The sequence below is a fragment of the Alcaligenes sp. AB3 genome (assembly GCF_031844565.1).
In the GTDB taxonomy this organism is placed as follows: Bacteria; Pseudomonadota; Gammaproteobacteria; order Burkholderiales; family Burkholderiaceae_B; genus Alcaligenes; species Alcaligenes faecalis.
This window is the reverse complement of the sequence record NZ_JAUZVM010000003.1, coordinates 266396-285360: the sequence shown is the minus strand read 5'-3', so window position 1 is coordinate 285360 and position 18965 is coordinate 266396. Positions and strand designations below refer to the sequence as shown.

The following is an 18965-nucleotide window of genomic DNA, read 5'->3' as shown; positions in this document are numbered from 1 at the left end:
ACGTTCACCACTCATTTCGCCTCCGGCTTGTCCGCTTGAGCGGCGATCCAGCCGTCGATGTCAGCTTGTCGGAAGCGCCACATCCCGCCGACCTTGAAGCCAGGAATTTTTTTGGCTGCCACGAGCCGGTAGATCGTCCGCTCCGTTACCTTCAGGTACTCGGCAACGTCCTTGATCGTCAGAATTCCGCTTTCGCTGTTGCTGGGCATAAGTGAGCCAACTAGTGGTAAAAGATGACAGGATAGTGCAAATTTTTCATATTGGCGACCGAAAGCAAGAACAAGGAGGAGCAAACATGGCGAAACCGCATCAGGATAAGCCGTTTTTCATCACAGAGAAGGTTGAGGCAGGGCTGCTCGCTGCCGGGTATGTGTTCGAGCCACCGCCCATTGCCTGCACGTTGCGTCTGCGCGATGTGTTGGAGGGGATGAGCGATGCGGAGCTGGCATCGCAGCCGGGCGAGATCGCCGACGAAGAGCCCAAGCACCGGCAGAACAAGCCATTTTCAGCCAGCTAATCTGTATATGGTATTTCTCATGGTGTTGCCAAGATTTATGTTTTTAAATAGTTGTAAATTAAGGGTTTTGTCATAATATTTATAATAGAGTGGGAGTGAGGTTGGCCTGTAACATGTTGATTTAACTCAGAAAATCAAATACCATTGATGGTGCGCTTCGCATCATTAATGGCATTTTTCATGGTGCACAGAGACTCTGCCTTGAAAAAAGAGCCGATACCATGTTGAACGAGTCATTGAATATAGGGTATCGGCTATTAGCCCCGGAGGGGCTTCCACACCGGCCAGCAACTCGGCCTTGATGTTGCGCCCCACGCGCAGTTCGACCTTTCCGAAGTCATTCCATGAAATGATGGTTACTGTCATTCCTAGCGTTGAAAGAGGGTGATGTGATACCTGACCGGCTGGTGTTGCGCCGTCAGGTCGGGTTCGTTCGACTGCGCGCCCGCACCGGCAAGGTGATGTACACCAGGCACGCGAAGATGAGCGTAACGCCTACCCAACCCATTGGGAGCAGCCTCTCGCCCACGATGACGGCGGCGAGCGCCGCCGCGACGACCGGCTCCAACAGGGTGATCGTGGTGGCCGTGCTGGCCGCAATGCGAGCCAGTCCGTAGCCGAAGCAGACATAGCCCAGAAACATCGGTACCAAAGCCATGTAGATGCCTACGGCGGCGTTGTTCCATGAGACTAGGAACGGCGCACCCGTTGCGAACAGCACCGGCATCAGCAGCAGTCCACCAATGCCGAAGATCGCGCCCATTGCCGCCCGCGAAGGGATACGGCGCTGCATCAGGCGACGGGCTGCCCAGGAGTACAGCGCATAGGTCAAGCCTGCGAGCAGGCCCAGGGCCACGCCGATAATGATGGATGACGTAGCGGAAGCCGCGCTATGGCCGCTGCTTTCCGCAATGCAGAGCAAGGCCATGCCTACCAATCCCAGGCTGGCCCCAATGACCCATCGGATGCCGATGCGCAGGCCGTCCATGAGCATTTCGATGGCAGCCGATAACAGCGGCGCGGAGCCGATGGAAACCACCGTGCCGACTGTCACGCCGGCCAGACGCATCGAGCCATAGAACGCCAGCGGGTAGATGGCCACGGCCAGCGCGCCCAACAGCAACCAGCGCCATTGCAGGCGCAGCACGGCCGCATGGCGGGCAATGGCACGGGTGGCGATGGCAGCTTGGAGCAGACCGCCTACGCCCATCGCGGCCGCCCCAATCGCGGCTGCGCCGACTTCCGGGGCGAAGGTGGCGGAAACGCCGGTCGTGCCCCAAAGCACCGAGGCCACCAGGACGCCGGCAATCCCGAGCAGATGCTCTTTTGATGAAACTGTCACGCGGCCTCCAGCATCGAGGCGGCCATGTGCTTGGCCTGGATGACGCAATCGCTGTTGCCTTCCAGGCCGGCGCGGACAATCGCGCCTTCGAGCAAGAACGACAGATGTCGGGCAAGCTGTGCGGCGCGTTCCGCATCGCCAGGCATCAGTTCGGCAAGGTGCTTGTTCAAGAGGGCTTGAACCTCTTCCTTGTGAGCGCGTACGGCCTTGCGACCGGCGTCTCCAGCCGGGAACTCGGCGGCAGCGTTCAGCAACCCGCAGCCGCGAAACCCGCGCTCATAGGCATGTTCGGCATGGTCCGCGTAAGCTTCGAAAACCGACAAGACTCGATCAACTGGCTTCTGGGCCTGCCGTACGCGGGTCTCGTATAGCGATAGCCATTCAGCGTGCCGGATTTGCAGGTATTTCGCGACCAGTTCGGCCTTGGAAGTGAAGTTGTTGTAGAGGCTTTTCTTGGCGACGCCGGCTTTCTTGACGATGGCGTCAATGCCGGTGGCCGCGATGCCATCGTTGTAGAACAGGATGGCGGCGGCATTCAGCAGCCGATCATGGGCGCTCTCTCTCTTGTTTGTGGTGGCAAGGGGCATGCAAATTTTCCCTATTAAAAGTAGGTAGCCCATTGTACCTACTTTTTTCAATCGCACAAGAGTGCCGTCGACCTTTTGGTTTGGCAGTGGCGCATTGAAGTCGGGAAATGGATTTGGTGCACCTATTGCGTCAGGTCGATCACGACCTTGCCGAAATGCGCTCCTGACTCAAGGTAACGGTAGGCCTCTTTCGCCTTGGCAAATGGGAACACGCGGTCGACCACCGGCGCTATGCCAGCTCCAGCAGCAAGTGTGGTTGCTTGCTCAAGCATCGCCCGACTACCGACGTAGATACCGATCAGTCGCTTGGCGCCGATAGCAAGGGTGCTCGGGTTGACACCACCACCAAAACCACTGACACCTCCGATGGTAGCAATGGTGCCGCCCACGGCTGTAGCGGTAACAGAGCGGGTGATGGTCTCTTGTCCACCGACTTCCAGCACTACATCGACTCCCTTGCCGTCGGTCATACGCAGTACTTCGTCTTGCCACTCGTTCCACCGTGCGAGATACGATAAGCTTTCATGATTGTTCCTCAAAATTAGCATTTAGCGTGTAGCCTTCCAGTGGGCTCTTGGCAATCCTTGTACGCAATTTAATTTTGTGCAATATGGTTCGCTTTTTTTGATGCTTGAATTGCTGACTTGATGTGCTAGATCGTGACCCGCCCCAGGCGTCGCGAAGGGGCTGCGCGGCTTATTGAATCGACCAGCCTTTTATAGACACGCTCTACGACAACCATTACAAAAGCCGTGAAAAATTGGCGTGGGAGTTTGCCAAAATCCTGAACCAAGAAGCTAAAGAGTTGGAAGCGGCTGGTGTAGATATCATCCAGTTTGATGAGCCTGCCTTTAACGTTTTCTTTGATGAAGTGAACGACTGGGGGATTGCGACGCTGGAACGTGCGATAGAAGGTTTGAAATGCGAAACCGCCGTACTCATTTGCTATGGATACGGCATCAAAGCCAATACCGATTGGAAGAAAACGCTGGGTTCCGAATGGCGTCAGTACGAAGAGTCATTCCCTAAACTACAGCAATCCAAAATTGATATCGTGTCTTTGGAGTGCCAGAACTCACACGTGCCTATGGACTTGATTGAGTTGATTCGTGGCAAGAAAGTGATGGTTGGGGCTATTGATGTAGCAACGAACAACGTGGAAACGCCTGAAGACGTTGCTAACACCCTGCGCAAAGCACTGCAATTTGTAGATGCCGAAAATCTGTACCCCTCCACCAACTGCGGCATGGCACCACTGCCGCGTGATGTGGCACGCGGCAAAATGCACGCATTGAGTGCGGGTGCAGAAATTGTGCGTAACGAATTGGCTGGGAAGTAATCGCATTACTGCACCAGTAGTAGGTGTTTTCTGCTACTACGTACAGAGAATAAAAAGCCCGCATCATGCGGGCTTTTTTGTGCCTAGCTCTCTAGGCTTACTCAGCAAGCTGTTTAGCCTTCTAGGGGCTTTTTTTGTATATCCGTGCGTAGCTGGCTAATAATAATATCGCTGAAATAGTCAGCAATTTCGTCCGTGGACTTAGAACCGTCAGGCCGTAACCATAAATAACTATAGTGATACATCCCTAGTACGGCCTTTAGCATGAGCGGGTTCATCGTTTGTAAGTCATTTTCTTGATACAGACCGGTGAGCAGTGTACGCCAGTGGGTTTCATAGTTTTTGTGTAGTTCTAGCAACTCTGTGCGGCGATTACCCACTATAGAGTGGGTTTCTCTAAAGCACACCGTTAGCTCTGCCAAATCATTGCTGATTGTGCGCATAACGACTCTAGAAAACTCTCGCAGTTTTTCTTCGGCACTTTTAGCGGGGTGTTGTGAAATATCGTCAGCGATTTTATTCAAACTGATGAGATAGCGCGAAGTAACGTTAAACAGCAGCTCTTCTTTAGAGTCAATGTGGTAGTACAACGCACCGCGACCTAGGCCGGTAGCCTCTTCTAGATCGCTCATACCTGTTGCGTGAAAGCCTTTTTTTGCAAAAAGCTCTGCTGCAATGCGGTAAATCTTTTCTTTGGTGCTTAACGCATCATTTGTCACGGTTTCTGTAGCCTGCGCTGTGTCATTGATGGGATTTGTCGTCTTGGACATGTCTTTCAGATTCACATAGTTAGCCTAGATTTCTAGAGTATAGATCAGCTTGTACCGATCAGTCATATGGAAAGTACTTATTGATCGGTCGGTACACATATTTTTATACTTTAGTTGAATGGCTACATCTTCAGTTCCTTCAATAACAAATGAAGCAGAGAGCTTCAGAGAGGAGACAACTATGTTGAAGACAGCGGGCGCGATTTGCGTCAGGTTCTCCAAGCAGTACGTACCTAACCCGTTCGTATTTGCGATTTTGATAACGCTTTTTATATTTGTGCTTGGCGTGCTAATGACACCATCTTCTCCAATGGAGATGGTGTCATTTTGGTATTTGGGTTTTTGGGATCTACTGAACTTCTCTATGCAGATGGTAGCCATTTTGTTATTTGGCTATGTACTGGCTTCTTCACCACCGGTACGCCGCATTATTGGGAAAGCAGCAAAGCTACCTCAAAACCCGGGGCAGGCCATTGTGCTGATCACTTTATTAGCCATTGGTTTTGGCTATTTAAGCTGGGGGTTGGGGCTAATAGTGGGGGCTATTGCCGCAAAAGAAGTGTGTTATGAAGCGAAAAAACGGCACATCAAAGTGCATTACCCCCTTGCTGCGGCAGCGGGCTTTACCGCGTTGATTATCTTCAATAATGGCTTTTCAGCTTCTGCGCCATTGTTGGTGAATACCGAGGGGCATTTTTTAGAGAATGCTATAGGGCTCATACCGGTAACCGAAACCATTTTCTCGCTGCCTAGCTTGATTACCTTGGCGCTATTTACCGTATGTATTCCGCTGGTCTACAGAGCGATGCATCCAGATGCGCCAAATGTGGAAGAAATTCCTGATCGAGCCCCTGCACTGGATACGGCAGCAACAGAAGAGGTGCAAAGCGCTGAAACCTTAGCAGAAAAGTTAGAGCTTTCTAAGTTACTGAACTATTTGATTGTGCTGGGTGGCGTGGTTTACATCATTTACCACTTCGTGACACGTGGCTTTGATCTCAACCTCAATATCATTAATTTCAGCTTAATGATTATTGGTATGGCCATGTACAAAACCCCCATTGCGTACGTGAAAGCCATAGATCAAGGCATTACCGCGTGTGGTCAGATTGTTCTGCAATTCCCTTTTTACGCAGGGATTATGGGCATGATGGCAAAGTCTGGTTTGGTAGAAATCTTTGCAAACTTGCTCATCTCAGTATCGAACCAGTTCACCTTACCTTTTTTCTCATTCGTGAGTGCCGCTCTGATCAATATTGCTATCCCTTCAGCCGGTGGGCAGTGGGCAGTGCAAGGGCCCATTCTGGTTGAGGCGGCAAAAACGCTGGATGTAGATATTGGCCTGATTGTCATGGCGTATTCGTACGGCGATCAGGTGACCAATGGCATCCAACCCATGTGGATGTTGCCCTTGTTAGGCATTGCTGCGTTAAAAGCGCGCGACATTCTAGGCTACACCGCCGTGATGATGATCGTTGCATTCATCATCTTTAGCCTCGGCCTTACGGTATTCCCACTCTTATTTTCGTAATCGCTACAAAGGAGAAAATCACTATGTCTTTTGAAAAGCATGTACCCGTTCTCTGGTCGCCTACTGAGACACAGCAGCAGCACACACAGATCCACCAGTTTGCAAAAAGGGTAGGAATAGCACCGCAAAATTATGCTGATTTACACCGTTATTCCATTGCGAATATAGACGATTTTTGGGAACAGTTTATAGATTTTTCTGGCCTGATTTACGAGGGTAGTTGGCAGCAGGTGGTAGAGAAAAGAACGTCTATGGCAGAGACCCGTTTTTTTCATGGCATGAAGCTGAACCTCGCCGAGAATATGTTGGCAGGAGAAGGGGCTGACATACTGGTGATTGAGGCCAATGAGTATGGTCAGCAAGCGGTTTACACACGGGCAGAAATTCGTCTGATGGTAGCGCAGCTACAGCGTAGCCTTAAAGGCATGGGCATTCAGGCAGAAGACCGCGTGGTGGGCTTGTTGCCGAACAACGTAGAGGCCCTAGTGTCGATGTTAGCGGTGACATCGTTGGGGGCAATTTGGTCTACCTGCTCACCGGAGTTTGGTGTAACCGGCATTACCGATAGGTTTGGGCAGGTAGAGCCTAAAGTGTTGATGGGTTGCACAGAGTATTTATATAACGGCACGCATCATAACATGCTAGATAAGTTGCAAGATGTGTTGGCCGTGTTACCCAGCGTAGAGCTATTGATTGTAGTGGGTGAGGGGGACGTGCCAGAAATGAGCCATGTGCAGGTGCAGCGTTTTACTGAGCTGCTCAACAACACGGCGGTTGAGCCAGTATACGAGCGTTACCCTTTTGATCACCCTGTGTTTATTGTCTACACCTCAGGGACTACCGGCTTGCCTAAGTGCATAGTGCACCGTACCGGCGGGATTCTGGTGAACCTTAAGAAAGAGCATGCGTTGCATTGTGATGTACGGCAGGGCGATCGCATGCTGTATTACACCAATACGGCATGGATGATGTATCACTGGCTGGTGTTGTCCATGGCATCGGGGGCTTCCGTGGTGCTCTATGACGGTGCTGCTATACCTAAGACCCCCAACGGGCTGCATTACGACGTGTTGTGGGAGTTGGCAGCAGAGTTAAAAGTGAGCCATTTTGGTACCAGTCCTAAGTACCTCAGTTTATTAGAGGAAGCAGGGCGTTCACCTACGCAGCAACTGGACTTAACCAGCATACGCGTAGTGGCCTCGGCCGGAGCACCACTCACACCAGAAAACTTTAGCTGGCTCTATCAAAATATTCATCACGATATGTGTGTGGCCAGTATTTCTGGCGGTACAGAAATATTGGGGTGCTTTGTGATGGGGAACCCTAGTCAGGCCGTGCGAGCTGGAGAAATTCAAGGGCCAGCACTAGGCATGGCAGTGCATGTGTTTGATGAGCGTAATGTCAGCGTTTTGGGGCAAAAAGGGGAGTTGGTATGTACCGAGGCGTTCCCTTCAATGCCGCTGACATTTTGGGGGCAGAACGGCGATGCTCGTTTTTATGATGAGTATTTTGCTGATGTGCCGGGTGTGTGGGTACATGGGGATTTGGCAGAGGTGCGCGCGAGTGGCGGCGTGATGATCTATGGTCGCACGGATACTACGCTTAAACCGGGTGGAGTGCGTATTGGCACCGGAGAAATCTACCGTATTTTAGAGGTGATGGACGAAATCCAAGACGCTTTAGTGATTGGTTACCCAGTGCATGATGACATGGAAATTTGGTTGTTTGTACTGTGTGCGGAATCTGTCAGCCTAGATGATGGCTTACGTAAACGCATTGTGGATGAGCTGCGCCATAAAGGCTCCCCACGCCATGTGCCGCGACGCATCATAGAAGTTGCGGATATTCCATATACCTTAAGCGGTAAAAAGGTGGAAAAAGCCGTATTACAGAAGTTATTAGGTAAAGCGGTGACCAATGTAGGGTCGCTGTCTAATCCCGAAGCGTTGGACTCTATACAGCGTAGTGTTGAAGAGCAAAGCGAGGTTAAGTCATGAGTGCTGACGCAGCCATACTCGGCATAGCGGAGTGTGCACCGGTACGCTACTCCGTTAATGAAACCACGCTTAGCTTACTGGCTAACGTGTCTATTGCTGCGCTGCATGATGCCAAGTTGGAACGCGAAGATATAGATGCGTTATTTGTGGGGGTACAGGTAGGCGAAACGCCTCAGCATGTACCAGCCACTGTTGCGGAATATCTGGGCATTCAGCCCAAGGTGGGCAGTGTGGTGGATTTAGGTGGCGCTTCAGCGATTGGCATGGCTTGGCGGGCAGCCGCCGCAATACAAGCAGGGATGTGTACAACCGCATTATGTGTGCTGGGTAATACCCGAGAAGCCTCTCCACCCCGTTCCCCTAACCGTAATCCTATACGTGAGTTTGATGTCCCGTTTGGGGCATCGGGGGCCAATATCAGCTATGCGTTCTTAGCCGCTCGTCATAGCTATGAATATGGCACTACCTCGGAACAGTTGGCCAAGGCGCTAGTCATGCAAAGAGACAATGCGCGAGCCCATCCCTATGCGTACTTCAGAGACCAGCCGCTCACGGTAGAGGATGTGCTGACGGCGCCGATGGTAGCCACGCCGTTTAGGCTCTATGACATCGTGATGCCGTGTTCGGGGGCGGCAGCTTTTATTGTCACGAGTGTGCAGCAGGCACGTAGGCGTTCTGCTCCGGTGATTCGTATAGCAGGAGCAGGCGAGAAGGTGACGCACCGCGCCATGTCGCAGGCACCGTCGCTAACCAGCGGCCCGTTAAAGCCTGCAATAGCACAGGCGTTGCAGCAGGCGGGTGTGGGAATAGAGCACATGGACACCCTGTCACTGTACGACTGTTACAGCATCATGTTGCCCATCACCCTAGAGGATGCTGGGGTGTGTGGTGTTGGGCAAGGCGGGTTCTGGTTAGCTGAGCACAATACACGTTGGGAGGGGGACATGCCCATCAATACCCATGGTGGGCAACTCTCTTTTGGGCAGCCAGACTTAGCAGGGGGGATGTCGCACATCATAGAAACGGTACGTCAATTGCGCCATGAAGCAGAAGGTCGACAAGTGGCAGAGGCGCAGTGGGCGTTGGTCACCGGAAATGGTGCCACGCTAAGCGAAGCGTGCGCGATGGTCTTACAAAGGGAGTCCTAGTATGTCGATGGTGTTATCTAAGCCCAGCCCTACAGCCAATGCGTTGACCTATGCCTTTTGGGAGAAAACGGCTGAGCATATTTTTCAATTACAGCGCTGCGACGATTGCCATCAGTCAATTTTTTACCCTCGACGGCATTGCCCACATTGTTGGAGCGAACGCTTGAGTACAACGCGTAGTGCGGGGCGTGGCACGGTCGCTTCTATTGTGGAGGTGCATAAGGCTGGGCACGCCGCATTTCAGGGGGATACCCCTTACTACGTTGCACTCATAGACTTGGATGAGGGGGTGCGAATCGTCAGTAATGTGGTTCGAGCACCAGCAGAAGTGGTGAATATTGGTGCCAGAGTTGAACTGCTATGGCGAGAGCAAAATGGGTTCACTTTGCCGCTGTTTAGCGTGAGCCACAGTACACAAGAGGAGGGTACACATGAAGCGAGAACATGAGGTAGTGCTACTGGATGGGCTACGTACACCCTTTGGTAGATTTAAAGGAGGGCTGTCACACCTAGAGAGTCGCCAGTTAAACGCCATTGTTATCCGAGCATTGCAGCAACGCATTCCCCATATTGCGCATTGTGATGGCGTGATCTTGGGGCAAGTGTTGCAAGGTGGAATGGGACAAAACCCAGCCCGTTTGGCAGCGACAGATGCAGGGTTGGGCTTAGATGTGCCTGCGCTCACCTTAAACAACGTGTGTCTAGCAGGCATGGCCGCGGTCGCAGATGCACGGCGCCGAATTCTGTTAGGCGAGGGGGAGCTGTATGTAGTGGGCGGTGCTGACTCAATGAGTAGAGGCCGCCATGCGGCGGTATTGCGTGAAGGTATTAAAGGCGTGCAGGCGGTTTCTTTTGTGGATACCACGCTCCATGACGGGTTGTGGTGTGGTATTCAAAATGCCGGTATGGGGCCTCTGTCTGATGAGTTAAATGTGCAGTTGCAGATATCACGGGAAGACCAAGATGCGTTTGCACTGCTCTCGCATCAACGCGCTGCCGCTGCACAGGAGCACGGTTTCTTTAACGCCGAGATGCTGGTTGATGCGTCTGCGTATGCGTTAAGCCGTGATGAAGGGGTTAGGCCAACAAGTACGCTGGAGGCCTTGCAAGGGTTGAAGCCAGCGTTCACCGCATCCGGCACCTTAACCGCGGGTAACTCGTCACAAATGAGTGATGGTGCTTCGGTTGGGGTGATGGCTTCGGCGGCCTATGCCCAGCGCCACCATTACACCCCCTTGGCCTATGTGATCGCGGCAGCGCAAACCGCAGGACCGGACACTAGCCTGCATTTACGGCCTGCCGATGCGATTAGTGCGGTGTTAACGCAGACAGGACTGGCGATTGAGGACATAGATTTATTCGAAATCAATGAAGCCTTCGCTTCTGTGGTGTTGGCGAGTGCCCGAAAGCTCGCTATCCCCTTAGATAAGATCAATATCAATGGTGGAGCGATTGCGATTGGTCACCCTTTAGGAGGGAGTGGTTTTCGCTTGGTTTTGACACTGGCCCATGCCTTAGCGCAAACGGGTAAACGATACGGAATTGCCGCGATGTGCGGAGGTGGTGGGCAAGGTTTTGCCGTGTTACTAGAAAGGAGAAACACATGAGTGAAGTAGTTAATGGGTGGGCAGCAACCATCAACAGCATGCCAGAGGTAGGGCAAACCGCTGAGCTGTCTAAAACAATGCAGCAATCGGATATTGAACTGTTTAGTGCGCTGAGCGGTGATAGACAGCCGTTACATACGAATCCTCAACTGGCTAAAGCATCACGGTTTGGAGGGGTGATAGTGCAAGGAGGGGTGACCACAGGTTTACTTAATGCCGTGGTAGCAGAGCATTTGCCCGGACCTGGTACGGTGTTTTTGCATGTGGATTGGAGTTTTTCCAAACCAGTGTATTTGGGTGATACCGTCACGGCTACGGTGGAGGTGCTTGAGGTGCGCGAAGATAAACCTATCTGCGTCATCAGAACCGTCATCATGAATCAAAAAGGAGAAGTGTGTTTGGATGGAAAAGCGACCACATTTACAGCCAGTCTTAAAGGGTTGATTGACTAATATGAGACCAGACCACCACCGTTGGAGAATACTTTGGTTGATTGCTTTAACCGCGTTATTGGTGATGACCACGTGGTTTTCTGCGACGGCGGTGGTACAGCAACTGACTGAGCATTTACAGCTCACGAGTAGTGGGCGGGTGTGGCTCACCATTTCGGTTCAGCTTGGTTTTGTTGCAGGGGCTTTATGTTCTGCGCTGCTAGGCTGGGCCGACCGTTTTTCTGGTCGTGGCTTAATCGTGGTTGGTTCGCTGTTTGTCGCTCTGGTGAACGTACTGATTTTGGTGGTAGATCAGGTTTTGTTCGTGGTGATCGCTAGGTTCTTAACGGGCTTTGGCTTAGCTGCTGTGTACCCACCCGCCATCAAGTTACTCGCAACGTGGTTTGCCTCAAGGCGAGGCATGGCGATGGGGGTACTAATAGGCGCGATTACGCTGGGTTCGGCGATGCCACATTTGGTCAATGCCTTAGGGGGACTAGCGTGGGAAACCGTGATTCTATGCTCGTCAGGTTTTGCGGTGGCAGGGGCTGTAGTCACGGGCGTATTTGTGAAAGAGGGGCCTTATCCTTACCCGATTCAGCCATTTAGCTTGGTAGCGGCTGTACGTGCTTTTCGCAGCCCTTCGGTGGTTTGGGTCACTCTAGGCTATTTGGGTCATATGTGGGAACTGTATGCAATGTGGGCGTGGTTTGCTGTCTTTTATCAGTACGTGCTGAGTACAGCGGGTAGCGCAAACAGTGCAGTGTGGGCTTCCGCAGCTACTTTTGTGGTCATTGGTATAGGCAGTGTGGGGTGTGTGCTGGCGGGAGCTGCCAGCGATCGTTTTGGGCGTAGCACGATTGCGTACTGGTCTTTGGTGATCTCTGGGGCGATTGCGGCTGTGATTGGGTTTTTAACAGGCTATCCTTGGTTGGTGTTTGGCTTAGCCTTACTGTGGGGCAGCAGTATCGTGGCGGATTCTGCCCAGTTTTCTGCACTGTTAACTGAGGTGGCGCAAGGTGAGTATGTGGGCTCGGTGCTGACGTTGCAGTTGGCCTTAGGGTATTTGTTAACGGTGCCCATTATTTGGTTGGTACCCATAGTCGTACAGAATGCAGGCTGGGGCGCTGCTTTTCTCATGTTAAGTGTAGGCTCAGTGGTAGGTGCTTATGCGATGAGGCGTACCCGTAGCTTAGTGGCTGCCTCAGCGAGGCCTGCTGCTTAAAAAGGCCAAAAGACGGGAATAAACACCACGCCCAGTACCCAAAAAATAAGATTCAGTGGTAACCCAACTTTAATGAAATCCGTGAATTTATAACCACCGGCACCGTACACCATGGTGTTGGTTTGGTAGCCTACGGGGGTAGCAAAGCTGGTAGAGGCAGCAAAGGTGACGGCGATCAGAAAGGGGGTAGCGTCTACCTCTAGCATCTGTGCGGTGGACATGCCTATAGGGGTGAGTAGCACTGCGGCAGCGGCGTTGCTCATGAACTCGGTTAGCAGCAAGGCCATTAGGTAGACCACTGCCAGCACTACTAGGGGGCCATGAGACTGTACAAGGCCCACGGTATTTTCTACCAAGAATGCAGCAGCACCGGTTTCACTCATAGCCATACCTAAAGGCAGTAGGCCAGCCATTAAAATAATGATGCGCCAATCTATAGCATCATAGACTTCATCTGCTTGTAAGCAGCCAGCCAGTGTCATGGCGACGGCGCCGAGTAGTGAGGTGATGCTGATGGGAACCCAGCCTATGGCTGGCAGGGCAATAACCAGTGCCATGGTGAGTAAGGCAAAGGGCGCGCGCCAGCCCATTTTTTTTTCGGCCTCACGCTCAGACAATACGATAAGGTTGTTATCCGCACGTAAGTCAGATTTTTCTGTGGCGGGGGTAAGCAGCAGCAGTATGTCGCCTACGCGCAAGCGCACGGTTTTCAGTTGTTCGCGCAGTACTTGGCCTCGTCTGTGAATGCCCAGTACGGTTACATTTTTGTACCAGCCCACATTGCCCAAGCTGCTGAGTGTACGTCCGCTGATGCGGGAGCGTGGCGCGATCATGACTTCGGTCAGAACTTGGTCTACTTGCTCGAAGGATTTTTGTTCCAGCTTGAACTGCGGGTCTACCTCTAGGCCTGTTTGTTTACGTAGCTCGTCGAGTTGGGTCCAGTCGCCACGTGCCAGTAGGATGTCATCGGGTTCTAAGGTTTGTTCACGTGGCCCCCAGACTTTGCGACCATTGCGTAGCAGTTCCAGCACGAATACGCCATATTCTTCACCTAGTTTAGCGTCGCCAACAGACTGTCCAATTAATGACGAGTCGGGCATAACGCGTAGTTCAGTGATGTATTTGCCCAGCTCGTATTCTTCTACCAGCTCTCCACCGCGGGTGTCGGGTAAAAGCCAGCGCCCTATGGTCAGTAGGTAAACGCAGCCTACAGCCATGCAGATCACCCCTAATGAGGTGAATTCAAACATACTAAAGCCGGGGTGCCCCATATCGCGGGCAATCGCGTTCACCAGCAAGTTGGTGGAGGTACCCACCAAGGTACAGACCCCTGCCATTTGCGATACATAGGACAGTGGAATGAGCGCCTTAGAGGCAGACATATTGATACGTGCTGTAGCCGTCATCACAATGGGAATGAACACCGCGACGACGGCGGTGTTGTTCACAAACGGAGCGATAGCCGCCAGAATTAGAAACAACACCAGTAAAAACTGAAGTGGAGACTTCGTTTTACTGAGCATGTCACCTATACTCGATAAGGCTCCACTGTTTTGTAAGCCCGCGGCCAGCACAAACATGGCGGCGACGGTGATGGTAGCGGCATTGCTAAACCCTGCTACTGCTTGCTGAGGGCTGACCAACCCCATCACTGCCAACGAACCTAACACGAGTAAAGCAATGGCATCTATTCGGAGTTTTTCGGTGGCAAACAACACAATTGCACATAAGGCTAAACCCAACACCACTGCAATGTCCGCTGTCATACTGCGCTGCTCCTGTTTGTCTATTTTTGCGGGAGGGACCCCCTCTTATAATAGCGTCAAAAATCTACCAACCTATCAGGAATAATATGCCGTAACGTTTAGGGTGTGACAGTAGGGAAATGCTGAATAGCGCCCGTTTAACGGGTACTCATGGCCTGTCCTTGTAGAACCGTGCGATCTACCTGCCATGCCGTATGCCACCTGACATCGTTTTGTGGCATCAGAACAATAACGGTGGAGCCTAATTGAAAATGGCCAATCTCGTCCCCTTGCGCAAAGCATAACTCGGGGTTGTCGTCACTATAGCGCCATCGCTTGATGCGCTTTTCAGCAGTGGGGTTGATCGCACCGTGCCAGACCGTGTGAATACTGCCTACGATGGCAGCCCCTACTAATACCATGACAAAAATACCGTACTGCGGGTGCTGAAACCAGCAGATGAGCCGTTCGTTACGGGCCAGTAAGCCGTCTATGGCGGCAACGATGTCTGGTCTAACGGAAAACAACTTGCCGGGTACGTAGCACATGCCCAGTAGCCGTCCTTCGCAGGGCATGTGTACGCGGTGGTAGTCACGAGGGCTTAGGTACACCGTAGTAAAGCGCCCGCCTTCAAAATAATGCGCCAGCGCAGCATCGGCCAATAATTGGCTGGCACTGTACTGTTGCTGTTTGGCTTGCATCATGTGTGTGGCTTGTATCACGCCTATTTGGCTCACCACACCATCTGCAGGGCTTAGCCAATCAGCGTGAGCGAGCGGGCGTGCATCGGGGCGCAGTTTTCGGGTGAAAAAATCATTAAAGCTGTGATAGTCGCTGGCGCAGGTGCGTAGCGCCTGAGCTAAGTCTATGCCGTGTTTGCGCATGAATAAGCGTATCAGCGGTTGTGCGATGGCAGGGTTGCGGCTTTCTGCTAAATATCCAGCACTGCGTGTGAGCAGGCGCAAGGGCGCTATGAATCGACCAAGGTTTACTAGACACATTTTTGCCTCATAATATCGTCCTAAGGAGACGCTTATGAGCAAGGCTCGATTTACAGAAGAGTTCAAAATGGCAGCGATCAAACAGGTGGCTGAGCACGGGCGCCCCGTTGCGGAAGTGGCTGCGCGTTTGGGCGTATCGACGCACAGTATATATGGATGGTTAAAACGCTATAACAAACCAGCCGAGCAGCGAGAGCAAGAGAGTGCTGAGGCGGCTGAAATCAAGCGCTTGCGCAATGAGGTTAAGCGACTTACTGAAGAGCGAGACATCTTAAAAAAGGCCGCCGCGTACTTTGCCAAGGAGTCCGGCTGAAGTACGCGTTTATCGAGCAGCATTCGACTCAATATGCGGTACGTCTACTCTGCGCCGTGCTACAGGTGCACCACAGCGGTTATTACGCATGGCGACGCAGTACTCATAGTCAGCGTTACCTAGAGGATCAACGCTTATTGGCCTTAGTGCAAGCCTCTTGGCTTGAGAGCGCACGCGTGTATGGTTACCGCAAGGTGCATCATGATTTGCGTGCACAGGGTGAATCGTGCAGCCGGCACCGCGTAGCACGCTTGATGCGTCATCAAGGTTGGCGTGCTCAGGTCGGGTACCGGCGTCGGCCGAGCTCATACGGAGGAGTACCAAATAGCATCGCCGCTAATGCGTTAGATCGTCAGTTCGATGTGGCTGCGCCTAACATTGCCTGGGTAACCGATATTACCTACATACGTACCCATGAGGGGTGGTTGTATCTGGCCGTGGTATTGGACTTATTCTCTCGCCAAGTAGTCGGTTGGTCGATGAGCTCACGCATGAGTAAAGATTTGGCTTTACAGGCTTTACTGTCGGCGGTCTGGCGAAGCAAACCAAAACAACGTGTCATGGTGCACTCCGATCAAGGCAGTCAATTCACGAGTTACGAGTGGACTACTTTTCTGGCTAATCATAATCTAGAGCCAAGCATGAGTCACCGCGGTAATTGCCATGATAATGCTGTCGCTGAAAGCTTTTTTCAGTTACTTAAGCGAGCCGATTGAGCGTCATTTCACGATTATGTATGGCGACGTTGGGCACAGCTACGAATCGATTATTGGCCCCTACCTGCGAGGAGCAAAGACGGTTGTCATTGAAGACCCGTATATTCGACTCTCGCACCAAATTCAAAATTTCGTTCGCTTTTGTGAGTGCGTCTTAAAGGTCGGAACGGTGAAGAGGATCAACCTCATCACCGGATACGATGACAATACGCAGTTGACTGAGATTGTAGAGAAATTAGATGAACTGAAGCAAAGTCTCTTGGAGATGGATGTCGAGCTGGAAGTGAAGCTCAACCCCAATCTGCATGATCGGGAAATCCGTCTCGACAATGGCTGGATCATCAAAATTGGTCGTGGCCTGGACTTCTATCAGAAGCCGAGCGGCTGGTTTGAAATAGGCGCGAATGATCTGAGTATGCGTAAGTGCCTGGAAACCAAAGTGGACATTTTCAGAGCATGACGGTACCACGCACAGAAACCGAGTATTCGCTTACTAGGACGGCAGCGGGACCTGCGGCTTCATTGTATCGGCTGCAAAATCAAAGGGGCTGCTATGTGGCATGACAACGAGACTACCGTTGATTACGTTAACTTTCGCCTGGTCGCAAAGGCTTGCGCCGAGCTCATTCGAGAGACCGGGTGCGAGCCAATCTCGATTGGTATCTCTGGCGGTTGGGGCGCAGGGAAATCGTCGCTGGTGCGGATGGTCGCATCTGAGTTGTCGCCCGAGGATGCTACCGGTAAAAAAGTTGCCGGGGCAGAGAATTCTAAGTACGTGGTAGTAACCTTCAATCCATGGCTTTACCAAGGCTTTGAAGATGCACGCACAGCGCTGCTACAGACGGTTGGGGATGTGGTACTTGAGGCGGCGGCCCAGGACGTTGGACTTCTCGATAAGGCAACATCTCTCGTGAAGCGAATAAACTTCCTACGCTTGGCTCAACTTGGCGGTGAGGTTGCCGCAACGCTGATCACGGGCGTTCCGGTCGGTCTGATTGGGAAAACCATTGAAGCAGGTGCTGACGCGTGGAAAAGCGAGTCAGTTAAAGATGGCGTTGCTGCCGTGAAGGATGCCTCGGAAGCCACCAAGGGCCTATTGAATGAAGCTAAGCCCATTTCCCTGCCCAAAGAAATCCAATCCTTCCGTGAAGCATTAGAGGAGCTGCTCGAGGAGCTGGATATCACGTTAGTGGTTTTTGTCGATGACCTCGACAGATGCTTACCCAAGACCGCTATTTCAACGCTGGAGGCCATTCGTCTGCTGCTATTTCTGCGTCGTAGTGCTTTCGTCATTGCGGCAGACGATGTGTTTATCCGTGGTGCCGTTCGTGTGCATTTTGCTGGTACCGGCTTGGACGACGACGTCGCGACCAATTATTTCGATAAGTTGATTCAAGTTCCGTTGCGTGTACCGAGGCTTGGTTCCAATGAGACTAAGGCATACACGGCACTGCTGTTTCTGGAGCGAGCGCATCGCAGCGGTCAGCTAGATGCCATGAATTTTGAGACTGCTAAAGCCAATGTGGAGGCTCGACTGCGGGAAACCTGGACAGGAAAAGTTGTGGATCTTGAATTTCTCGAAACCTTAGTGCCGAAGGGCGATACAGAGTTGCTGAGCCTGATGGGGTTGGCTGAGAGGCTGGCACCACTGCTTTTTAGCGCAAGCACGGTTCAAGCCAATCCTCGGCTAATCAAACGCTTTCTCAATACAGTGTTTCTGCGCAAGGCATTAGCCAAACCGCAAAATATCTATGTGGATGTTCAAGTGCTGGCTAAGTGGCACTTGCTTGAGCGATGCGACGAGACAATAGCGAACACCTTGGCAGAAAGAGTCTCCGCTGAAAGTGAAGGGAGGATCAGTATCCTTCATGACGCAGAGGCAGTTGCAAAAGATCCGGAAGACTCGCTTCCTGCACTCTTTGGAGATAAATCGTTTGTGCGTGAGTGGCTGCAGCTTGAACCTATGCTTGGCGACATGGATATGCGGCCGATCTTGCATCTCAGCCGCGATAGCACAGTGAGGGATTTTGGTGCTGATGATCTGAATGCTGCTGGAAAAGCATTGCGTGATGCGTTGGTCGCTGCCCGAAATTCGAATGAAGCGCTGAAACAGCAAATTCGAGATGCTGGTGACTTCCAGGCTGGTCTTGCCATGGCTCGTGCATGGGAACTCCGGCGGTCTAGCCGCACTTGGCAGAAGGCTGAAGAGATCTTGATGCTGGTAGAGGTCTCTCGCGTCCATCCCAGCGCTGGAGCTCGTGCGGCAGCGCTTGTGAGCCAGGCACCTATCACTTCGCTCGCACCAGGATTGGTATCGGCGCTGACAGATTGCGATTGGATGAAAGACGTTCTGTCAAAGTGGGAGAGCGATAATCAAACGCCGCAGTCAGTCAAGCGCGCTATTGAAAATGCGAGGAAAAAATAAATGGGTACGTCGACCTCAAGCGCGGGAGCCGGCTCGGGTGTCTCTTTTGATCCGCCATGGTTAGATGGTGCCGAAGGCGGCATTGATTCTAGCCACGCCGACACACCCATATCACCGAGTACTGCACCGACAGATCCCCCCGATGACACAGATACCAGGGATCAGGACGGAGGCCAATCTACGCCACCTGAACCTGGGCCGGCTGTTGCCCCATCGGGCCGTTATCAGGAAGCGCGCAGAGCCCTGACGGGGTTCGTGCGCTCTGGCAGTG

General features: G+C 52.2%; 17 protein-coding genes and 2 pseudogenes. 12 read left to right on the top strand and 7 right to left on the bottom strand.

Annotation, left to right across the window (positions count from 1 at the left end; translation table 11 throughout):
* Positions 1-11: 11 nt before the first annotated feature.
* On the bottom strand, positions 12-209 hold the full coding sequence (gene mads1 / locus Q9R35_RS08845; protein ID WP_311219712.1) for a methylation-associated defense system helix-turn-helix domain-containing protein MAD1: 198 nt from the start codon (positions 207-209) through the stop codon (positions 12-14).
* Between the two features lie 86 nt (positions 210-295).
* Between mads1 and Q9R35_RS08840 the strand changes: the two genes are divergently transcribed.
* Positions 296-517: a hypothetical protein gene (locus Q9R35_RS08840; protein ID WP_311219711.1), complete on the top strand. Its 222-nt coding sequence runs from the start codon at positions 296-298 to the stop codon at positions 515-517.
* A gap of 418 nt (positions 518-935) precedes the next feature.
* On the opposite strand, the gene Q9R35_RS08835 is transcribed toward Q9R35_RS08840, so the two are convergent.
* The 3 genes from Q9R35_RS08835 to Q9R35_RS08825 all read right to left on the bottom strand — a co-directional run bounded on the left by Q9R35_RS08835 (position 936) and on the right by Q9R35_RS08825 (position 2994).
* The gene (locus Q9R35_RS08835) at positions 936-1859 is read right to left on the bottom strand and encodes an EamA family transporter (protein ID WP_311219710.1); all 924 of its coding nucleotides are present in this window, start codon (positions 1857-1859) and stop codon (positions 936-938) included.
* Positions 1856-2446 carry a helix-turn-helix domain-containing protein gene (locus Q9R35_RS08830; protein ID WP_311219709.1) on the bottom strand — a complete coding sequence of 197 codons (591 nt, stop codon included), beginning with the start codon at positions 2444-2446 and terminating at the stop codon, positions 1856-1858. The genes Q9R35_RS08835 and Q9R35_RS08830 overlap by 4 nt, the downstream gene beginning before the upstream one ends.
* 122 nt (positions 2447-2568) lie before the next feature.
* A complete protein-coding gene (locus Q9R35_RS08825) occupies positions 2569-2994 on the bottom strand; it encodes a zinc-binding dehydrogenase (protein WP_311219708.1) in 426 nt (141 codons plus the stop codon).
* A 170-nt stretch (positions 2995-3164) separates the two neighbouring features.
* Between Q9R35_RS08825 and Q9R35_RS08820 the strand changes: the two are divergent.
* Positions 3165-3785 (top strand): annotated as a pseudogene (locus Q9R35_RS08820) (methionine synthase); the annotation flags it as partial.
* Positions 3786-3898: 113 nt separating this feature from the next.
* On the opposite strand, the gene Q9R35_RS08815 reads toward Q9R35_RS08820, so the two are convergent.
* A complete protein-coding gene (locus tag Q9R35_RS08815; protein ID WP_311219707.1) occupies positions 3899-4570 on the bottom strand; it encodes a TetR/AcrR family transcriptional regulator in 672 nt (223 codons plus the stop codon).
* Between the two features lie 166 nt (positions 4571-4736).
* Here Q9R35_RS08815 and Q9R35_RS08810 point away from each other — a divergent pair, with 166 nt between their 5' ends.
* Genes Q9R35_RS08810 through Q9R35_RS08785 form a run of 7 tightly spaced genes read left to right on the top strand, consistent with a single transcriptional unit; the run spans position 4737 to position 12494 of the window.
* Positions 4737-6086 (top strand): TIGR00366 family protein, encoded by a 1350-nt coding sequence (locus Q9R35_RS08810; protein ID WP_311219706.1) that lies wholly within the window; start codon positions 4737-4739, stop codon positions 6084-6086.
* A 23-nt stretch (positions 6087-6109) separates the two neighbouring features.
* The gene (locus Q9R35_RS08805; RefSeq protein ID WP_311219705.1) at positions 6110-8083 is read left to right on the top strand and encodes an acetoacetate--CoA ligase; all 1974 of its coding nucleotides are present in this window, start codon (positions 6110-6112) and stop codon (positions 8081-8083) included.
* Positions 8080-9231 carry a thiolase family protein gene (locus Q9R35_RS08800; protein WP_311219704.1) on the top strand — a complete coding sequence of 384 codons (1152 nt, stop codon included), beginning with the start codon at positions 8080-8082 and terminating at the stop codon, positions 9229-9231. The genes Q9R35_RS08805 and Q9R35_RS08800 overlap by 4 nt, the downstream gene beginning before the upstream one ends.
* A 1-nt stretch (position 9232) precedes the next feature.
* On the top strand, positions 9233-9679 hold the full coding sequence (locus Q9R35_RS18695) for a Zn-ribbon domain-containing OB-fold protein (protein WP_404977942.1): 447 nt from the start codon (positions 9233-9235) through the stop codon (positions 9677-9679).
* Entirely contained in the window at positions 9663-10838 is a 1176-nt protein-coding gene (locus tag Q9R35_RS08795; protein WP_311219703.1) for a thiolase family protein, read from the top strand. Before Q9R35_RS18695 ends, Q9R35_RS08795 begins: the two co-directional genes overlap by 17 nt.
* Positions 10835-11290 (top strand): MaoC family dehydratase, encoded by a 456-nt coding sequence (locus tag Q9R35_RS08790; RefSeq protein WP_311219702.1) that lies wholly within the window; start codon positions 10835-10837, stop codon positions 11288-11290. The genes Q9R35_RS08795 and Q9R35_RS08790 overlap by 4 nt, the downstream gene beginning before the upstream one ends.
* Positions 11291-11327: 37 nt before the next feature.
* Positions 11328-12494, top strand: coding sequence for an MFS transporter (locus Q9R35_RS08785; RefSeq protein ID WP_311219701.1), 1167 nt, complete (start codon positions 11328-11330; stop codon positions 12492-12494).
* Here the strand turns inward: Q9R35_RS08785 and Q9R35_RS08780 are convergent.
* Positions 12491-14260 (bottom strand): SLC13 family permease, encoded by a 1770-nt coding sequence (locus Q9R35_RS08780; RefSeq protein WP_311219700.1) that lies wholly within the window; start codon positions 14258-14260, stop codon positions 12491-12493. The genes Q9R35_RS08785 and Q9R35_RS08780 overlap by 4 nt on opposite strands.
* A gap of 137 nt (positions 14261-14397) precedes the next feature.
* A complete protein-coding gene (asd, locus tag Q9R35_RS08775) occupies positions 14398-15123 on the bottom strand; it encodes an archaetidylserine decarboxylase (RefSeq protein WP_311219699.1) in 726 nt (241 codons plus the stop codon).
* A 151-nt stretch (positions 15124-15274) separates the two neighbouring features.
* Between asd and Q9R35_RS08770 the strand changes: the two are divergent.
* The 3 genes and pseudogenes from Q9R35_RS08770 to Q9R35_RS08760 all read left to right on the top strand — a co-directional run.
* A pseudogene (locus Q9R35_RS08770) lies at positions 15275-16260 on the top strand (IS3 family transposase); the annotation flags it as partial.
* On the top strand, positions 16217-16729 hold the full coding sequence (locus Q9R35_RS08765) for an MIT C-terminal domain-containing protein (RefSeq protein WP_311219698.1): 513 nt from the start codon (positions 16217-16219) through the stop codon (positions 16727-16729). The pseudogene Q9R35_RS08770 and the gene Q9R35_RS08765, both read left to right, overlap by 44 nt.
* Before the next feature lie 93 nt (positions 16730-16822).
* Entirely contained in the window at positions 16823-18694 is a 1872-nt protein-coding gene (locus Q9R35_RS08760; RefSeq protein ID WP_311219697.1) for a P-loop NTPase fold protein, read from the top strand.
* The last annotated feature ends 271 nt before the right edge of the window (positions 18695-18965 follow it).